The organism is Aquabacterium sp. TM01 (genome assembly GCF_057808345.1).
Genome location: NZ_AP046529.1, coordinates 773,385 through 791,290 on the forward strand (window position 1 = coordinate 773,385; position 17,906 = coordinate 791,290).

Here is a 17,906-nt window from a genome sequence, read left to right on the forward strand (position 1 = left end):
CCGGTGTGAACACCACCGCCACCCTGACCCTGCGCGACCGCTGGTCGCTCTACCTCGACCTGATCCGCTGGGACCGCCCCCAGGGCTGGCTGCTGCTGCTGTGGCCCACCCTGGCGGCCCTGTGGATGGCGGCGGATGGGTTCCCGGGCTGGCACCTGCTGACGGTCTTCACCCTGGGCACCATCCTGATGCGCAGCGCCGGCTGTGCCGTCAACGACTTTGCGGACAAGGACTTCGACCGCCACGTCGAGCGCACCGCGCAGCGCCCGCTCACCAGCGGCCGCATCTCCGTCAAGGAAGTGGTGCTCATCGGCGTGGTGCTGGCGCTGATTTCGTTCGCGCTGGTGCTCACCACCAACGCCAATACCGTGGCGCTGTCTTTCGGGGCGCTGGCGGTCACGATCGTCTACCCCTTCACCAAGCGCTTCTTCGCGATGCCGCAGGCGGTGCTGGGCGTGGCCTATGCCTTTGGGATCCCGATGGCTTTCACGGCCGTCCTCAACGAGATCCCGCCTGTGGTGGGGTGGTTGCTGGCTGGCAAGCTGGCCTGGGTGATCGCCTACGACACCGAATACGCCATGGTCGACCGCGAGGACGACCTCAAGATCGGCATCCGCACCTCGGCCATCACCCTGGGGCGCTTCGATGTGGCGGGGGTCATGACGCTGTACGCGCTCTGCATCGCCTGCTGGTGGCAGGCCGGTCAACTGGCCGGCATGGGCTGGGTGTTCCAACTCTCCCTGCTGGTGGCCGCGGCCCAGGCCCTGTATCACTACACCCTGATCAAGGGCCGCGAACGCCTGGCCTGTTTCAAGGCGTTCCGCCTCAACCACTGGCTGGGTTTCAGCGTGTGGGTCGGCGTGGCAGCCGATCTGGCGCTGCGGGGTTGATCAGGGTGGGCTGAAGTGGGCTGAACTCGGCCGCTGGCGCGGGCTCATGCGCCAGCGAGGTGGCCGTGGGCGACATGCCACCCACGGACGGTGGGCGCCCACGTCGCGTTGAGGTCAGCGCCCGAACTCGTCGCCCAACTCGGCCGCCCGCTGTTGCGCGGCCCGCATCGCCGCCACGAACGCATCCTTCACGCCGTTGGACTCCAGATGGGTCAGCGCCGCATACGTGGTGCCGCCCTTGGACGTCACGCGCTCGCGTAACACCGCCGGGCTCACGTCCGACTGCTGCGCCAAGGCGGTGGAGCCCGCAAAGGTGGCCTGGGCCAGCAGGCGACCTTGCTCGGCGCTCAGGCCCATGTCCTGCGCGGCTTGCATCATCGCTTCGATGAAATAGAACACATAGGCCGGGCCTGAGCCGGACAAGGCCGTCACGGCGTCCAGATCGGCTTCCTGCGTCACCCACAGGTGCGCTCCGGTGGCGCTTACCATGCCTTGGATGGCGGCACGCTCGTCGGCGGTCACTTCGGCGCGGGCAAACAAACCGGTCATGCCCTGGCCCACCAGCGCCGGCGTGTTCGGCATGGCACGCACGATGCGCGGCGTGCCCAGCAAGCGGGCGATGTCGTCGGTGCGCAGGCCGGCCATCACGCTGTAGTGCAGGGCCTGCGCCGTCAGCGGCGCGTAACTTTGCGCCGCGTCCTTGAACTGCTGGGGCTTGACCGCCCACACCACGGTGCGCGCCGTGTGCAGGGCGTCGTCCGGGCCGGCGGCGGTCTGCACCCCCAGGGTGTCGGTCAGACGCTGACGCTGCTCGGGCACCGGGTCAATGACCAGGATGCGGGCCGGGGCGGTGCCCTGACGCAAGAGGCCGCCAATGATGGCGGTGGCCATATTGCCGCCGCCGATGAATGCGATGTCGATGGGAGTGCTCATGGGCGTCATCATGCCGCAATCGCGCTGGGCCGCTGACGGCCCGCACCCGCCTCAACGCTGGCCAAACAGCGCCGTGCCCACCCGCACCATCGTCGAGCCCTGCGCCACGGCTGCTTCCAGGTCGGCGCTCATGCCCATCGACAGCACATCCAACGGCAGCCCGGCGGCGCGCAGTTGCTCGAACACCACACGCACCTGCGCCAAAGCCTCGGCCTGCACGGCCGGATCGGGGGAGGGCGCGGGCAAGGCCATCACGCCCCGCAACTGCAAGCGGGGCAGGGCGGCCACCGCCTGCGCCAGCGCCAGCGCTTCGCTGGGCGCCACGCCGCTCTTGCTGTCCTCACCGCTGGTGTTGACCTGGATGCACACCTGCAGGGGCGGCAGGTGTGCCGGCCGCTGCTCGCTCAGGCGCTGCGCAATCTTGAGTCGGTCCACGCTCTGCACCCAGTCAAAGTGCTCGGACACCACGCGGGTCTTGTTGCTCTGCAGCGGGCCGATCAGGTGCCAGGTGATCTGGTCGCGCAGGTCTGCCAGCTCAGCCATCTTGTCGAGGGCCTCTTGCACGTAGTTTTCGCCAAACCAACGCTGCCCGGCGTGAAATGCGTCGCGCACCGTTACAGCTGGAAACGTTTTGCTGACCGCCAGCAACGTGACACTGTTGGGTGAACGCCCATGTTGCGCACACGCCGCCTCAATCCGGTTTCGTACGAGTTGCAGGTTGTTTGCGATCGTCGCCATAATGGGTCTGTAACAAATGACAGGTCGACATCATCCATGGATATCACGCAACTGCTGGCCTTCTCGGTCAAAAACAAGGCCTCTGACCTTCACTTGTCGGCCGGCCTGCCTCCGATGATCCGGGTGAACGGCGACGTGCGTCGCATCAACGTCGATGCGCTGGACCACAAGCAGGTCCACGAGATGATGTACGACATCATGAACGACGCCCAGCGCAAGCACTTCGAAGAAACGCTGGAGTGCGACTTCTCGTTCGAAATCCAGGGCCTGGCGCGTTTCCGCGTCAACGCCTTCAACCAGAACCGCGGCGCCGGCGCCGTGTTCCGGACCATTCCATCCAAGATTCTGACCTTGGAGCAACTCAACTGCCCCAAGATCTTCGGCGACCTCGCCCTCAAACCACGCGGCTTGGTGCTGGTCACCGGCCCCACCGGCTCGGGTAAGTCCACCACGTTGGCGGCCATGGTGAACCACCTCAACGAAACCGAATACGGTCACATCCTCACGGTGGAAGACCCGATCGAATTCGTGCATGACGCCAAGAAGTGCCTGATCAACCAGCGCGAGGTCGGCCCGCACACCATGAGCTTCTCGAACGCGTTGCGGTCGGCGCTGCGTGAAGACCCCGACTGCATCCTGGTGGGTGAATTGCGCGACTTGGAAACCATCCGTTTGGCCCTGACCGCCGCCGAAACCGGTCACTTGGTCTTTGGCACCCTGCACACCTCCAGCGCCGCCAAGACCATCGACCGCGTGGTTGACGTCTTCCCCGCCGCCGAAAAGGAAATGGTGCGCGCCATGCTGTCCGAGTCGCTGCAGGCCGTCATCTCGCAAACGCTGTGCAAGATCAAGGACGGCAGCGGCCGCGTCGCCGCGCACGAGATCATGATCGGCACGTCGGCCATCCGCAACCTGATCCGCGAAAACAAGATCGCCCAGATGTACTCGGCCATCCAGACCGGCAGCGGCCAGGGCATGCAGACGCTGGACCAGAACCTCGCCGACTTGGTGCGTCGCAACATCATCTCGCCGGCCGAGGCCCGCTCCAAGGCCAAGATCCCCGAGAACTTCCCGGGTTGATCCCCAGGCGAACCACACGCACGCGGCCTTTCACCGACCCCACAAAATCAGGACATCACCATGGAACGCGACCAGGCATCCAAATTCATCAACGACCTGCTCAAACTCCTGATTTCGCGGGGCGGCTCTGACCTCTTCCTCACCGCCGAATTCCCGCCCGCCATCAAGGTCGACGGCAAGATCAACAAGGTCTCGCCCCAGCCTCTGAGTGGCTCGCACACCATGGCGCTGGCGCGCGCCATCATGAACGACAAGCAAGCCGCCGAGTTCGAACGCACCAAGGAGTGCAACTTCGCGATCGCTCCCACGGGCATCGGCCGTTTCCGCGTCAACACCTACATCCAGCAAGGCCAGGTCGGCATCGTGCTGCGGGTCATCCCGGCGCACCTGCCCACCATCGACGGCCTGGGTCTGCCCCTGATCCTCAAGGACGTGGCCATGGCCAAGCGCGGCCTGGTCATCTTCGTGGGCGGTACCGGCTCCGGTAAGTCCACTTCGCTGGCCGCCATGGTGGACCACCGCAACGAGAACTCCTACGGCCACATCATCACCGTTGAAGACCCGATCGAATTCGTGCACCCGCACAAGAACTGCATCGTCTCGCAGCGCGAAATCGGCATCGACACCGAGGGTTGGGAGCAGGCGCTCAAGAACACCCTGCGCCAGGCCCCCGACGTCATCCTGATGGGTGAAATCCGCGACCGCGAGACCATGGAGCACGCCATCCAGTTCTCCGAAACGGGTCACCTGTGCATGGCCACCCTGCACGCCAACAGCGCCAACCAGGCCCTCGACCGCATCATCAACTTCTTCCCCGAAGACCGCCGCGACCAGTTGCTGATGGACCTGTCGCTGAACCTGCGTTCGCTGGTGTCGCAGCGCCTGCTGCCGCGCGAAGCCGGCAAGGGCCGGATCGCCGCCGTGGAAGTGATGCTGAACTCGCCGTTGATCGCCGACCTGATCTTCAAGGGTTCGGTGGGCGAGATCAAGGAGATCATGAAGAAGTCGCGCGAGCTGGGCATGCAGACTTTCGACCAGGCGCTGTTCGACCTCTACGAGGGCAACTACGTCACCTACGAAGACGCGCTGCGCAACGCCGACTCGCTCAACGACCTGCGCCTGCAGATCAAGCTGCACAGCCAGCGCGCCCGCAACCAGGACCTGTCGGCCGGTACCGAGCACTTCCAGATCGTCTGATCCCGGGCCAAGGCGAGACGGCCCCCGTCTGACACAATCGGCTCTCCATCCCGGAGAGCCCGATGAACGTCGCCGACAAGACCTACGAGCCCACGCCTGCCCGCCGCATCGCCTGCATCGGTCTGGGCACCATGGGCGCCCCCATGGCCGTCCACCTCCAGCGCGCTGGCCACACCGTCACCGTCTACAACCGCACTGCGGCCAAGGCCGCCGCCTGGGTGCAGGCGCATGGCGGTCAATCCGCCCCCACGCCGCGTGAAGCCGCCCAGGGCGCCGACATCGTTGTCACCTGCGTCGGCAACGACGACGACCTGCGCGAAGTCTGCACCGGCCCGCAAGGCGGGTTCCACAGCCTGGCGCCCGGCGCCGTCGTCGTCGACCACACCAGCACCTCGGCCGAAGTCGCCCGCGAACTGGCGCAGGCTGCCCGCGAACGCGGCTTCAGTTTCATCGACGCCCCCGTCTCGGGCGGGAACCTCGGCGCCCTCAACGGCGTGCTCACCGTCATGTGCGGTGGCGATGCCGAGGCCTATGCCCGCGTCCAACCCGTCATCGCCGCCTACGCGCGCGCCGTCACCCACCTGGGCGACAGCGGCGCGGGCCAGTTGGCCAAGATGGTCAACCAGATCGCCGTGGCCGGCCTGCTGCAAGGCCTGGCCGAGGCCCTGGCCTTCGGCCAGAAAGCCGGGCTGGACATGAGCCAGGTGCTGAACGTGATCTCGCAAGGCGCCGCCAGCAGCTGGCAGATGGTCAACCGCGGCCCCACCATGATCGCCGACCAGTTCGACTTCGGCTTTGCCGTCGACTGGATGCGCAAGGACCTGGGCCTGGTGCTCGACGAAGGCCGACGCCTGGGCGCGCGCCTGCCCGCCACCGCCCTGGTCGACCAGTTCTATGCCGACGTGCAGGCCATGGGCGGCGGTCGGCTGGACACCTCCAGCCTGATCAAACGCTTGCGCTGAGTCCTGGCCACCGACGCACGCTTCCCGCGTGCGATCCGTGCAATCCGTGCGACCGGGCCCGGGCCTCACCAGTCCGGCCGAGCCCTCTCAAGGCTGGGGGCTGCTCTCGCTGGCCGTCGGGCTGGCCGGGCGCGGCAGCTTGCGAGCCAGTTCATCCTCGCTGATGATCTGGAACACCTTGACCACCCGACGCACCCCGGAGATGGTCGCTACCAGCTCGGCGGCCCGGTTGGCCTCGCGCTCGGTCACCATGCCCATCAGGTAGACGTCCCCGCGCTCGACCACCACATCGAAGGCATTGCTCATCAGGTCGCGTGCGTCCACCAGCGTGGCGCGCACCTTGGTAGCCACCAACAGGTCGTTCGAGCGCGACGAGATCGTGCTGTTCAGGCTCACGATCAGCTCATTGACCACGCCCGACACATTCTCGGTCTGCCCGGCCGCCACCGCAGCGGCGGCACGGTCGGCCTCGGTCGGCACCTCACCGGTCAGCAGCACCATGCGGTTGTACGCGTTCACACTCACATTTCCGCGGTCCTTCAGTACGTCGCGGATGCGGTTGCTCGCCTTGACCTTGATGCCCTGATCTTCCAGCTGCATGCCCGAGGTGCGGCGGTCGGTGGCCACAAAAGCGCCGCCCACAGCGGTGCCCAGCACCAGCGGCGCGCAGGCCGACAGGCTCAGCGCAGCGGCCAGGGCTGCGGTCCAGCGCAACACAGCGGGGGTGAAAGTCGAACGGGTCATCAGGCATCCTCTCCAAGCAGGTGGGTGTCCACGGCCGCACACAGGCCTTCCAGGGCCAGCCAGGCGATCGCAAACAAGGTGGATTCGCGCGTGCCCGGCAGGGGCACCCACACATCCGTGTCACGCAACTGCGGCCCCAGCGTGCGGGCCGCCTCTCCTGTGAAGATCACCAAAGTCAGGTCGAGTTCCGCGGCCGCTTCCGTGGCCGCCAGCAGATCCGGGTCATCGCGCTCCAGCGAAAACGCCAGCCACACATCGCCAGGGTGCCCCAGCGCGCGCACCTGTTGCGTCAAGGTGGACTGCACCGGGCCAGCCGGCGGCACCAGGGCCACGGCCGACAGGGGAGGGCGCTCGCGCCCGGTGCCCCGCACCAGCCAGGTGGCGGCCTGCTGGGCCAGCCAGGCCGCTTCACCTTCGCCGGCGCACAGCACCTTGCCGCCCGAGGTGATGGTGTGCATGAGGGCCAGGGCCGCGTAGTTCAACTGCTGGGCCAGCCGCTCGGACGACTGATACAGCCAGTCGGCGGTTTCCAACAAGGGTTGCTGCAGATAAGACTGCTGAAAGGAGGATTCCGGCATGGCGCGGATGATACGGCAGCGTGGGCGCCCTCCGGTGTCAGGACGCATCAAAGGCCGCAGGCAGCCAGGTCACTTCCTCGCCATCGATCGCCACCACGTCGAAGCGACAAGGCGGCCATGCCTTCAGGTTCGACAGGTAAAACTGCGCCCCCAGGATGCAGCGTCGCTGCTTGCCCCGTGTCACGGTCGCCGCCGCCCCCCCGTGTGTGCGCGCACTGCGCTGACGCACCTCCACGAACACCAGCGTGCCCTCCGGGTCCGGGGCGCGCATGATCAGGTCCACCTCGGCGCCGCGCGCACTCGGGCCGCGCGCCACCCGATAATTGCGTTCCACCAGCGTCAGGCCCTGCGCCAGCAAATGTTGCAGCGCCCGCTCCTCCGCCTCATCTCCCCGGGACTTTGTTGTGACCATCGATGCCAATCTGCTGCTCCAGGCGGCCCAACACGTGGCCGGCGGCCAACAGTATCCCAAAGGCGCGCTCTACCTCATCGCCACCCCCATCGGCAACCTGGCCGACATCACCTTGCGCGCCGTCCAGGCCCTTACCCTGGCCGACGTCGTGGCCTGTGAAGACACCCGCGTCACCGGCGGCTTCCTGCGCCACCTGGGCATGGACAAACGCCTCGTGCCCCTGCACCAGCACAACGAAGTCGGCGGCGCCCAGGCCCTGATCGAGCTCATGCAGGCCGGCCAGCGCGTCGCCTACGTCAGCGATGCCGGCACCCCCGCCGTGTCCGACCCCGGCGCCCACCTCGTGCAAGCCGCCCAAGCCGCCGGCCTCACCGTCGTGCCCCTGCCGGGCGCCAGCAGCGTCACCACCGCCATGAGCGTGGCCGGTGACACCGTCGCCCAGGGCTTTCGCTTCCTCGGTTTCCTGCCCTCCAAAGGCGCCGCCCGCCAGACCCTCTTGCGCGAAGTGGCCGGCCAGTCCTGCAGCCTGGTGCTCTTCGAAGCCCCGCACCGCATCGAAGCTCTGGCCCGCGACTTGGTTGAGGTCCTGCCCCAGGGGCGCCTCACCCTCTGCCGCGAACTCACCAAGCAGTTTGAAGAGATCGCCACCTTGCCCGTGGCCGACTTCCCCGCCTGGCTCACGGCCGAACCGCACCGCCAGCGCGGCGAATTCGTCATCGTCGTGCACGCCCAGCCCGAAGCCGCCGTGGAGACCCTGCTCACCCCCGCCCAGGCCGAGCTCCTGCGCGCACTTGTCCAGCACATCCCGGTCAAACAGGCAGCCGGTCTGCTCTCTGACGTCACCGGCCTGCCGCGCAAGGCCTTGTACGAGCAAGCCCTGACGTTCCGCCAAGCCGACGCCGCCGAGTGACACAGGCAGTGGCGCTGGTCCCGTGAGCAAGGGGCGGGGGTAACCCGCGAAGTCAGGGTTCACCACTTGTGACATTGCCCGTATCCCGAATGACAGTAGAGGCTACCGTACATCGGATACGGCGCACTCACCGGGAGCCCTCCATGATCTTGTCCCTCGTCCGTCGTGGCCTGACCGCCCTGATGCTAATTGCGACCCTGTCTGTCGCCCATGCCGGCACGACCGCCCAGACCCGCTACCCCATCGTGCTGGTCCACGGCTTCATGGGCTTCAACACCGTCCTGGGCATTCCCTACTGGTACAAGATCCCCGAAGCCCTGCGCAAAGAGGGCGCCACCGTCTACATCGCCTCCGTCAACCCCTCGCAGACCACCGAATACCGTGGTGAAGAGCTGATCCGGCAGATGCAGCAATGGGCTGCCCGAGACGGTGTGCAGAAGTTCAACCTCATCGGCCACAGCCACGGCGGCCCCACCGTGCGTTACGCCGCTGGCGTCATGCCCGCCATGGTCGCCAGCGTCACCACCGTCGCAGGCGCCAACTTTGGCTCCCAAGTGGCCGACCAGCTCGAAGCCAACATGACCCCGGGCGCCCTGTTCGAGAAAACTGCCACCGGCCTGGCCAAGCTGATCTCCTTCCTGAACGGCACCCCCAGCACCTCCGACGTCAACCTGCGCGTTGCGGTCGAATCGCTCAGCGCCGCCGGCCTGGCCAAGTTCAACGCCCGCTTCCCCGCTGGCGCCCCGACCACCCCCTGCGGCAGTGGCCCCGAGGTCGCCGCAGTCGATGGGTACCCGATCCGCTGGTACTCCGTCTCCGGCACCTCCGTCAAAACCAATTTCTGGGACATCTCCGACGCGCTGCTTGACACCTTCGCCTCGCAGTATTTCACCGAGGCGCACGACGGTCTGGTGGGGCGCTGTGCCAGCCACTGGGGCAAAGTCCTGAAAGACAACTACGACTGGAACCACCTCGACGAGATCAACCAAGTCTTCGGCCTGGTCGGTCGCAACGCCCCCAGCCCGTTGGCCTTCTACGTCCAACACGCCAACCGCCTCAAGCAGGTCGGCCTGTAAGCAGCCCCCTCAGACCTGACGCGCCTGCTCGTCCCTCCACCGTTGGCTGTGAGCCCCATCCGTCCCCTGTTGCTGACACGTCGGTGCATCCCGACGGCCTGGGTGCTGGCGGGCGCGGGGGCTCTCGTGGCCCTGGCCTTGGCCTGGGGGCCTCTCAGCGGCTCCCGCGAGGCGGCACCGTCAGCGCACGCGGATCACACGATGTCGCCCGGCACCCCGGCCGGCATGGGTCACCTCATCACGTCATCCGCCGCCACCGCCCCGCCGTTGCCGTCCGGCCTCACGCTGGCCCAAACGCGTGAGCGTCTGTTTCGCCACGGCTCCCTGGCCGGCACCAGCCCCACTGGCGACTGGTGCGTTCGCGGCACGCAACTCCAGCCCTGTGAGGCCCTGCGTCACCGCTTCGAGTACTACCTGCTCGCACAAGGAGAGGTCGAGCCTGCCGATCTGCGCGCCCTCGTGGCCGACGAGCTCGCCCGCGCACACGGCCCCGGGCCCGTGGCCGAGGTCCTGGCCTTGTGGGGCCGCTATGTGACCCTGCGCGCCCACCCCTACCGCACAGTCTTCGACCCCCACAACCTGGCGACCTGGCGCACCCTGCTCGACGAACAACAGCGCGCCCGTCGCCAGATCCTGGGCCAATCCTGGGCTCAGGCCTTCTTCGCCGCCGAAGAGGCCGAGGCCCGAAGCGATCTGGTCCAGCTCGAACGCGGCGCCCCCTTGCCGGCCGACCCCGGCCTGCCCGTCCCGTCCGCCGCTCCGGACGCCTCCGCCGGCAACACCACCGCCGTGCACACCGAGCGCGTCGCCCGCTACGGCGCCGCCGCCGCCGACCGCCTCGCCCAGGCGGACGCCCAATGGGCCGACTGGACCCGCCGCCTGCAAACGGCCCAAAGCGAATGGAGCCGACTGCAGTCCGCACCCGAGCTGTCGCCCTCGCAGCGCCGTCAGGCCATCGACGCGCACATCCAATCCCACTTCCGCCCAGACGAACGGCGCCGCGTCGAGGCCCTGCTCGCACTCTGACCTGCTGGACGCAGGGCTTCGCGTCCGCCCCGCGCAGCCTTACGCCGCCATGCCTACAATGCGCCCATATGATCGCCGTTGACGCCACCATCGCCCGCCTCCAGACTGCCCGCGAGCTGCTGCTTGCGCCTTACCAGCTGGACGAGTCCACCCTGCTCAAAGCCCTGCGGGTCATCACCGACCACCGCGTGGACGATGCCGACCTCTACTTCCAGTACACCCGCAGCGAAGGCTGGAGCCTGGAAGAGGGCATCGTCAAGTCCGGCAGCTTCGGCATCGACCAGGGCGTCGGCGTGCGCGCCATCTCCGGCGAGAAGACCGCCTTCGCCTACTCCGACGACATCTCCGAAGCCGCGCTGCTCGACGCCGCCCGCACCGTGCGCACCATCGCCGCTGCCGGCCAGAGCCGCAAGGTGAAAGTGGGCGAGCCCCGCATCGCCCCCAGCCGCACCCTCTACCCGTCCTTCGACCCCATCGCCTCGCTCGACAGCGCCGCCAAGGTCGCCCTCCTCGAAGACGTCGAGCGCCGCGCCCGCGCCAAGGACCCCCGCATCGTGCAGGTCATGGCCGGTCTCGGCTGTGAATACGACGTCGTCATGGTCGCCCGTGCCGACGGCACCCTGGCCGCCGACGTGCGCCCCCTGATCCGCCTGTCCCTCACCGTCATCGCCGAACAGCATGGCCGCCGCGAAGTCGGCTCCGCCGGTGGCGGTGGCCGCTACGACCTCAGCTACTTCAGCCAGGCCGTCACCCAAACCTATGTGGACCAGGCCGTGCACGCCGCACTGGTCAACCTCGAAGCCCGCCCCGCGCCGGCTGGCGAGATGACCGTGGTCCTGGGCAACGGCTGGCCCGGCATCCTGCTGCACGAAGCCGTCGGCCACGGCCTGGAGGGCGACTTCAACCGCAAGGGCTCCAGCGTCTTCTCCGGTCGCATCGGCCAGCGCGTCGCGGCCAAGGGCGTCACCATCCTGGATGACGGCACGCTCCCGGACCGCCGTGGCTCGCTCAACATCGACGACGAAGGCCACGCTACCCAGCGCACTGTCCTCATCGAAGACGGCATCCTGCGCAACTACATGCAGGACGCCACCAACGCCCGCCTGATGAAGACCGCGCCCACCGGCAACGGTCGCCGTGAAAGCTACGCCCACCTGCCCATGCCGCGCATGACCAACACCTACATGCTGGCCGGCGACAAGGACCCGCAGGAAATCGTCGCCTCCATCGACCGGGGTCTGTACGCCGTCAATTTCGGCGGCGGCCAGGTCGACATCACCAGCGGCAAGTTCGTCTTCTCCGCCTCCGAGGCCTACTGGGTCGAAAACGGCAAGATCCAGTACCCCGTCAAGGGCGCCACCCTCATCGGCAACGGCCCCGACGCCATGACCCGCGTCAGCATGATCGGCAACGACCTCGCCCTGGACCCCGGCGTGGGCACCTGCGGCAAGGAAGGGCAGAGCGTGCCGGTCGGCGTCGGTCAGCCCACCCTGCGCATCGACGGTCTGACGGTGGGCGGCACCGCCTGAGTTTTCCCATCCCGGCGCCGTGTGGCGCGGGGGTGTTTCGCCCTTGTGATTTTTTATGCGAGAAGTACTTGACCCCTCGTCACGGCTTCAGGCATAATGCAAGGCTTCGCTGTTCAAGCGATCAATTCTGGCCTGGTTACCCTCGCTGGCTTGCTGCAAGACTCAAATTGCAACTGGCACGCGCTGCGGCAGGACTCTCGGAGTTGTTTGCTTGTTCAGATCCGCCCGTTCTACGGGCCCAAGACTGACCGTTCGTTGTTGCGTAAGTGGTTTGCGCAGCCGATCGGGCCAAGTTGGGGTACACCATGATCCAAATGCAATCGCGACTTGACGTCGCTGACAACACGGGTGCTAAGAGCGTCATGTGCATCAAGGTGCTCGGTGGCTCAAAGCGTCGTTACGCCGGTATTGGCGACATCATCAAGGTCAGCATCAAAGAAGCTGCTCCGCGTGGTCGCGTCAAAAAAGGCGAGGTTTACAGCGCTGTGGTCGTCCGCACTGCCAAGGGTGTCCGTCGTCCTGACGGCTCCCTGGTGAAGTTTGATGGCAATGCCGCCGTGCTGCTGAACGCCAAGCTGGAGCCGATCGGCACCCGCATCTTCGGCCCCGTGACGCGTGAACTGCGTAGCGAGCGCTTCATGAAGATCGTGTCGCTGGCTCCCGAGGTTCTGTAACCCCTCGGCGTAACGCAAAGGACCGCTTTTATGAACAAGCTCAAGACAGGCGACCAGGTCATTGTTCTGACCGGCCGTGACAAAGGCAAGCGTGGCACCGTCTCCGCTCGCGTGGATGTCGACCATCTGTTGGTCGAAGGTGTGAACGTTGCCAAAAAGCACGTCAAGCCGAACCCTCTGAAGGGCACCACCGGCGGCATCGTTGACAAGACCATGCCCATTCATCAGTCCAACGTGGCAATTTTCAACCCTGCTTCTGGCAAGGCTGACCGCGTCGGTATCAAGCTCCTGGCTGACGGCAAGAAAGTGCGCGTCTTCAAGTCCAGCGGCGAAGAAATCAAGGCTTGAGGTCAAACATGGCTCAAACACAAGCTCGCCTGCAGCAGTTTTACCGCGAAAAGGTCGTTCCCGACCTGATGGCCAAGTTCGGCTACAAGTCGATCATGGAAGTGCCGCGTCTGTCCAAGATCACCCTGAACATGGGTGTCTCGGAAGCCGTGTCGGACAAGAAGGTCATGGAACACGCCGTCGGCGACCTGACCAAGATCGCTGGCCAAAAGCCCGTGGTCACCATGTCGCGCAAGCCCATCGCCGGTTTCAAGATCCGCGAAAACATGCCCATCGGCTGCATGGTCACCCTGCGCGGTGCCACCATGTTCGAATTCCTGGACCGTTTCGTCACCATCTCGCTGCCTCGCGTTCGTGACTTCCGCGGTATCTCGGGTCGTTCCTTCGACGGTCGTGGTAACTACAACGTCGGTGTCAAGGAACAGATCATTTTCCCGGAAATCGAATACGACAAGATCGATGCCATCCGTGGTCTGAACATCAGCATCACGACGACGGCCAAGTCCGACGACGAAGCGAAGGCTCTGCTGGCTGCTTTCAAGTTCCCGTTCAAGAACTGAGGTACATCGTGGCTAAAGTATCCCTCAAGCAGCGCGAAGCAAAACGCGAACAACTGGTTGCCAAGTACGCTCAGAAGTACGCCGAACTGAAGGCCATCAGCAATGATGCCAAGAAGTCCGACGAAGAGCGTTACCTCGCCCGTCTGGAACTGCAAAAGCTGCCCCGCAATGCCAACCCGACCCGTCTGCGCGCTCGTTGCGGTCTGACTGGTCGCCCACGTGGCACCTTCCGTCAATTTGGTCTGGGTCGCAGCAAGATCCGTGAATTGGCTTTCGCTGGCGACATCCCCGGTGTCACCAAGGCGAGCTGGTAATCCCAGCAGGTCACGAACAGGAGTTATCCCATGAGCATGAGTGATCCCATCGCCGACATGCTGACACGCATTCGCAACGCCCAAATGGTCTCCAAGACCGGCGTGGCCATGCCGTCGTCAAAGCTGAAAGTCGCGATTGCCCAGGTCCTGAAGGACGAAGGCTACATCGACGGTTTCGCCGTCACCGGTGAGGCTGCAAAGCCCACGTTGGAAATTTCGCTGAAGTACTACGCTGGCCGTCCGGTCATCGAGCGCATCGAGCGTGTGTCCCGCCCCGGTCTGCGCATCTACAAGGGCCGTCACGCCATCCCTCAGGTCATGAATGGCCTGGGTGTTGCGATCGTGACCACCCCCAAGGGTGTCATGACCGACCGCAAGGCTCGCGCTGCCGGCATCGGTGGCGAAGTGCTCTGCTACGTCGCCTAATCGAGGAGGAATCGCAATGTCCCGCGTTGGAAAAATGCCGATCTCCGTCCCTCAAGGTGTGGACGTCCAGATCACCCCAGCTGCAGTCACCGTCAAAGGCAGCCTCGGTACGCTGAGCCTGCCCTCCAACAGCCTGGTTGTCGTGACAAACGACGCCGGTGTGTTGAAGGTGGCGCCTGCCAATGATTCCGTGGCCGCTAACGCCATGTCCGGCACGATCCGTGCCCTGCTGAACAACACCGTCAACGGTGTCAGCAAGGGTTTCGAGAAGAAGCTGAACCTGGTTGGCGTGGGCTTCCGTGCCCAGGCCCAGGGCCAAAAACTGAACCTGCAAATCGGTTTCTCTCACCCTGTGGTGAAAGACATGCCTGCAGGCATCAAGGTTGAGACGCCCACCCCGACCGAAATCCTGATCAAGGGTTCCGATCGTCAAGTGGTTGGTCAGATTGCCGCCGAAATTCGTGCCTTCCGTCCGCCTGAGCCCTACAAGGGCAAGGGTATTCGGTACGCAGAAGAGCGTGTGGTCATCAAAGAGACCAAGAAGAAGTAAGGAGCTGATTCATCATGGCAACAAGCAAGAAGGAACAGCGCCTGCGTCGCGCACGCCAGACGCGTGCCCGCATCGCCCTGCAAGGCGCAGTGCGTCTGACGGTCTTCCGCACCAACCTGCACATCTACGCCAGCGTGATTTCTGGCGACGGCAGCAAGGTCCTGGCCACCGCCTCGACCGCCGAAAAGGAAGTGCGCGAACAACTCAAGGCTGCTGGCAGCAACACCGCTGCAGCGACCTTGATTGGCAAGCGCATCGCCGAGAAGGCCAAGGCTGCTGGCGTCGAGAAGGTCGCTTTCGACCGCGCTGGATACCAGTATCACGGTCGTGTGAAGGCCTTGGCTGAAGCCGCGCGTGAAGCCGGTCTTCAGTTCTAAGCCGCGTCTGCAACCGGAAGGAATTTCAAATGGCTAAGTTTCAACCCAAGGTAGCGGACGAAGGTCGCGACGACGGTCTGCGCGAGAAAATGATCCAGGTGAACCGCGTGACCAAAGTGGTCAAGGGCGGTCGGATCATGGGCTTCGCAGCTCTGACCGTGGTCGGCGACGGCGATGGCCGCGTTGGCATGGGCAAGGGTAAGGCGCGTGAAGTGCCTCTGGCCGTGCAAAAAGCGATGGACCAAGCCCGTCGCAACATGGTCAAGGTCTCGCTCAAGAACGGTTCCGTGCACCACAACATCCGTGGCGAACACGGTGCAGCCAAGGTGCTGCTGGCTCCGGCTCCCGCCGGTACCGGCATCATCGCTGGCGGCCCGATGCGCGCTGTGTTTGAAGTGATGGGCGTGACCGACATCGTGGCCAAGAGCCTCGGTTCGAGCAACCCTTACAACATGGTTCGCGCCACGTTCGACGCCCTCAACAAGGCGACGACCCCGGCCGAAGTCGCTGCCAAGCGCGGTCTGAACGTTGAAGACATCTTCAACTGATCGCGGGAGAGCTGAGATGAGCGAAAAGAAAACTGTCACCGTCAAGCTGGTGCGTAGCCCGATCGGCACCCGTGCCGATCACCGCGCCACTGTGCGTGGTCTGGGTCTGCGTGGCATGAACAGCACGTCTGTCCTGGAAGACACGCCTGCTGTCCGCGGCATGATCAACAAGATCAGCTACATGGTCGTGGTGCTGTAAGCACTTTGACACTGGGGAACACCATGGAACTCAATAGCATCAAGCCCTCCGCAGGTGCCAAGCATGCCAAGCGCCGTGTCGGTCGTGGCATCGGCTCTGGCCTGGGCAAGACCGCTGGTCGCGGTCACAAGGGTCAGAAGTCGCGTTCGGGCGGCTACCACAAGGTCGGTTTCGAAGGCGGTCAAATGCCTTTGCAACGTCGCCTGCCCAAGCGTGGCTTCAAGTCGCATCTGCTGAAGTACAACGCCGAAATCACCCTGTCCGAGCTGCAAGCTCTGGGCGCGGCTGAAGTCGACGTCCTGTCGCTCAAGCAAGCTGGCCTGATCCCCCAGATCGCCAAGGTGGTCAAGGTGATCAAGTCGGGCGAACTGTCGTCCAAGGTTGTGCTCAAGGGTATCGGCGCTACCGCCGGCGCCAAGGTTGCAATCGAAGCTGCAGGTGGCTCGCTGGCTGAATAAGCCAACGAACACTGCGCGAACTTAAGACAGAGAACGGACTCAGCGTGGCAACTTCTCCCACACAACTGGCTCAAAGCGGTAAGTACGGCGACCTGCAACGTCGCTTGGTCTTCCTGCTGCTCGCCTTGGTTGTCTACCGTATCGGGGCGCATATCCCCGTGCCCGGTATCGACCCGGCGCAGCTGCAACAGTTGTTCAAGGGCCAGCAAGGCGGCATCCTGAGTCTGTTCAACATGTTCTCGGGCGGTGCGCTTTCGCGCTTCACCGTGTTCGCGCTGGGCATCATGCCCTACATTTCCGCGTCCATCATCATGCAGATGATGGGCTATGTGGTGCCGACCCTCGAAGCCTTGAAAAAGGAAGGTGAGGCCGGTCGCCGCAAGATCACCCAGTACACGCGTTTTGCGACGCTGGGCTTGGCCTTGTTCCAGTCCTTCGGCATTGCCGTCGCCCTGGAAGGCACAGCCGGTCTGGTGATCGATCCTGGTTTTGGTTTCCGCATGACTGCGGTGATCAGCCTGACTGCGGGCACCATGTTCCTCATGTGGCTGGGTGAGCAAATCACCGAACGCGGTCTGGGCAACGGTATTTCGATCCTGATTTTTGGCGGTATCGCTGCGGGCCTGCCCTCTGCCATGGGTGGTCTGTTCGAGCTGATCCGCACCGGTGCCATGAGCATCCCGGCAGCCATCTTCATCCTGGCGCTGGTGGTTCTGGTCACCTATCTGGTGGTGTTCGTCGAGCGGGGTCAGCGCAAGATCCTGGTCAACTACGCCAAGCGTCAGGTTGGCAACCGTGTGTACGGTGGTCAGTCTTCGCACCTGCCTTTGAAGATCAACATGGCTGGCGTGATCCCACCGATCTTCGCTTCTTCGATCATCCTCTTGCCGACGACGGCTGTGGGCTGGTTCGCCACCGGCGACAGCATGCGCTGGTTGAAGGACATCGCCGGGATGTTGTCGCCAGGCCAGCCGATCTACGTTCTTTTGTATTCTGTTGCGATCGTCTTCTTCTGCTTCTTCTACACGGCGCTGGTGTTCAACAGCCGTGAAACCGCAGACAACCTGAAGAAGAGCGGTGCTTTCATTCCTGGTATCCGCCCCGGTGACCAGACTGCCCGATACATCGACAAGATCCTCGGCCGTCTGACTCTGGTGGGTGCGGTGTACATCACGGCCGTGTGTCTGCTGCCCGAGTTCCTCGTGCTCAAGTACAACGTTCCGTTCTATTTTGGTGGCACCTCGCTGCTCATCATCGTGGTCGTCACGATGGATTTCTGGGCGCAGGTTCAGTCCTATGTCATGTCTCAGCAGTATGACTCGCTGCTGAAGAAGGCAAGTTTCAAGTCGAACTGAACCGCATCAGCTGGTCTGGTGC

24 protein-coding genes are annotated in these 17,906 nt (G+C 64.7%); 19 read left to right on the plus strand and 5 right to left on the minus strand.

The annotated features are described in order from the left end of the window. Positions 1–5 precede the first annotated feature (5 nt). Entirely contained in the window at positions 6–890 is an 885-nt protein-coding gene (gene ubiA, locus AC3WW4_RS03515) for a 4-hydroxybenzoate octaprenyltransferase (RefSeq protein ID WP_488827010.1), read from the plus strand. Between the two features lie 114 nt (positions 891–1,004). Here the strand turns inward: ubiA and proC are convergent, their stop codons facing one another. Further along, entirely contained in the window at positions 1,005–1,823 is an 819-nt protein-coding gene (gene proC, locus AC3WW4_RS03520) for a pyrroline-5-carboxylate reductase (RefSeq protein ID WP_488827011.1), read from the minus strand. 51 nt (positions 1,824–1,874) lie between these two features. After that, the gene (locus tag AC3WW4_RS03525; protein ID WP_488827012.1) at positions 1,875–2,561 is read right to left on the minus strand and encodes a YggS family pyridoxal phosphate-dependent enzyme; all 687 of its coding nucleotides are present in this window, start codon (positions 2,559–2,561) and stop codon (positions 1,875–1,877) included. A 36-nt stretch (positions 2,562–2,597) separates the two neighbouring features. Between AC3WW4_RS03525 and AC3WW4_RS03530 the strand changes: the two genes are divergently transcribed. The 3 genes from AC3WW4_RS03530 (at position 2,598) to AC3WW4_RS03540 (ending at position 5,800) form a co-directional block, all read left to right on the plus strand. Beyond that, entirely contained in the window at positions 2,598–3,641 is a 1,044-nt protein-coding gene (locus AC3WW4_RS03530) for a type IV pilus twitching motility protein PilT (protein WP_488827013.1), read from the plus strand. Positions 3,642–3,701: 60 nt separating this feature from the next. Then, positions 3,702–4,838, plus strand: coding sequence for a PilT/PilU family type 4a pilus ATPase (locus AC3WW4_RS03535; protein WP_488827014.1), 1,137 nt, complete (start codon positions 3,702–3,704; stop codon positions 4,836–4,838). 62 nt (positions 4,839–4,900) lie between these two features. Further along, positions 4,901–5,800: an NAD(P)-dependent oxidoreductase gene (locus AC3WW4_RS03540; RefSeq protein WP_488827015.1), complete on the plus strand. Its 900-nt coding sequence runs from the start codon at positions 4,901–4,903 to the stop codon at positions 5,798–5,800. A gap of 87 nt (positions 5,801–5,887) precedes the next feature. On the opposite strand, the gene AC3WW4_RS03545 is transcribed toward AC3WW4_RS03540, so the two are convergent. From AC3WW4_RS03545 to AC3WW4_RS03555, 3 genes are read right to left on the minus strand one after another with little or no spacing between them, the layout of a single operon-like run. Then, positions 5,888–6,544, minus strand: coding sequence for a BON domain-containing protein (locus AC3WW4_RS03545; RefSeq protein ID WP_488827016.1), 657 nt, complete (start codon positions 6,542–6,544; stop codon positions 5,888–5,890). Further along, positions 6,544–7,122: an SIS domain-containing protein gene (locus tag AC3WW4_RS03550; protein ID WP_488827017.1), complete on the minus strand. Its 579-nt coding sequence runs from the start codon at positions 7,120–7,122 to the stop codon at positions 6,544–6,546. The genes AC3WW4_RS03545 and AC3WW4_RS03550 overlap by 1 nt, the downstream gene beginning before the upstream one ends. Positions 7,123–7,159: 37 nt before the next feature. After that, positions 7,160–7,534, minus strand: a complete 375-nt coding sequence (locus AC3WW4_RS03555; RefSeq protein ID WP_488827018.1) for a YraN family protein — start codon at positions 7,532–7,534, stop codon at positions 7,160–7,162. Between AC3WW4_RS03555 and rsmI the strand changes: the two genes are divergently transcribed. The 15 genes from rsmI (at position 7,527) to secY (ending at position 17,884) form a co-directional block, all read left to right on the plus strand. Continuing rightward, positions 7,527–8,444, plus strand: a complete 918-nt coding sequence (gene rsmI / locus AC3WW4_RS03560; RefSeq protein WP_488827019.1) for a 16S rRNA (cytidine(1402)-2'-O)-methyltransferase — start codon at positions 7,527–7,529, stop codon at positions 8,442–8,444. The two genes, AC3WW4_RS03555 and rsmI, sit on opposite strands and share 8 nt — an antisense overlap. A gap of 143 nt (positions 8,445–8,587) precedes the next feature. Next, complete coding sequence (locus AC3WW4_RS03565) at positions 8,588–9,520, plus strand: esterase/lipase family protein (RefSeq protein ID WP_488827020.1); 933 nt, start codon at positions 8,588–8,590, stop codon at positions 9,518–9,520. Between the two features lie 48 nt (positions 9,521–9,568). Continuing rightward, positions 9,569–10,546, plus strand: a complete 978-nt coding sequence (locus AC3WW4_RS03570; RefSeq protein WP_488827021.1) for a lipase secretion chaperone — start codon at positions 9,569–9,571, stop codon at positions 10,544–10,546. Positions 10,547–10,614: 68 nt separating this feature from the next. Beyond that, complete coding sequence (gene tldD / locus AC3WW4_RS03575; protein ID WP_488827022.1) at positions 10,615–12,075, plus strand: metalloprotease TldD; 1,461 nt, start codon at positions 10,615–10,617, stop codon at positions 12,073–12,075. A 305-nt stretch (positions 12,076–12,380) separates the two neighbouring features. Then, positions 12,381–12,749, plus strand: coding sequence for a 50S ribosomal protein L14 (gene rplN / locus AC3WW4_RS03580; protein WP_290727977.1), 369 nt, complete (start codon positions 12,381–12,383; stop codon positions 12,747–12,749). Between the two features lie 30 nt (positions 12,750–12,779). Next, positions 12,780–13,097: a 50S ribosomal protein L24 gene (rplX, locus tag AC3WW4_RS03585; protein WP_300157563.1), complete on the plus strand. Its 318-nt coding sequence runs from the start codon at positions 12,780–12,782 to the stop codon at positions 13,095–13,097. An 8-nt stretch (positions 13,098–13,105) separates the two neighbouring features. Beyond that, positions 13,106–13,657, plus strand: a complete 552-nt coding sequence (gene rplE, locus AC3WW4_RS03590) for a 50S ribosomal protein L5 (RefSeq protein WP_300157561.1) — start codon at positions 13,106–13,108, stop codon at positions 13,655–13,657. An 8-nt stretch (positions 13,658–13,665) separates the two neighbouring features. Next, a complete protein-coding gene (gene rpsN / locus AC3WW4_RS03595) occupies positions 13,666–13,971 on the plus strand; it encodes a 30S ribosomal protein S14 (protein ID WP_300157559.1) in 306 nt (101 codons plus the stop codon). Between the two features lie 30 nt (positions 13,972–14,001). Continuing rightward, positions 14,002–14,397 carry a 30S ribosomal protein S8 gene (gene rpsH, locus AC3WW4_RS03600; protein WP_300157557.1) on the plus strand — a complete coding sequence of 132 codons (396 nt, stop codon included), beginning with the start codon at positions 14,002–14,004 and terminating at the stop codon, positions 14,395–14,397. A gap of 16 nt (positions 14,398–14,413) precedes the next feature. Then, on the plus strand, positions 14,414–14,947 hold the full coding sequence (gene rplF, locus AC3WW4_RS03605) for a 50S ribosomal protein L6 (RefSeq protein ID WP_488827023.1): 534 nt from the start codon (positions 14,414–14,416) through the stop codon (positions 14,945–14,947). 14 nt (positions 14,948–14,961) lie between these two features. Next, a complete protein-coding gene (rplR, locus tag AC3WW4_RS03610; protein ID WP_488827024.1) occupies positions 14,962–15,324 on the plus strand; it encodes a 50S ribosomal protein L18 in 363 nt (120 codons plus the stop codon). 29 nt (positions 15,325–15,353) lie between these two features. Next, on the plus strand, positions 15,354–15,872 hold the full coding sequence (gene rpsE / locus AC3WW4_RS03615; RefSeq protein ID WP_300157552.1) for a 30S ribosomal protein S5: 519 nt from the start codon (positions 15,354–15,356) through the stop codon (positions 15,870–15,872). Positions 15,873–15,888: 16 nt separating this feature from the next. Next, positions 15,889–16,071 carry a 50S ribosomal protein L30 gene (gene rpmD, locus AC3WW4_RS03620; RefSeq protein WP_306563604.1) on the plus strand — a complete coding sequence of 61 codons (183 nt, stop codon included), beginning with the start codon at positions 15,889–15,891 and terminating at the stop codon, positions 16,069–16,071. A 23-nt stretch (positions 16,072–16,094) separates the two neighbouring features. After that, positions 16,095–16,529 (plus strand): 50S ribosomal protein L15, encoded by a 435-nt coding sequence (gene rplO, locus AC3WW4_RS03625; protein ID WP_488827025.1) that lies wholly within the window; start codon positions 16,095–16,097, stop codon positions 16,527–16,529. Positions 16,530–16,573: 44 nt separating this feature from the next. After that, positions 16,574–17,884 (plus strand): preprotein translocase subunit SecY, encoded by a 1,311-nt coding sequence (secY, locus tag AC3WW4_RS03630; RefSeq protein ID WP_488827026.1) that lies wholly within the window; start codon positions 16,574–16,576, stop codon positions 17,882–17,884. Positions 17,885–17,906: the final 22 nt, after the last annotated feature.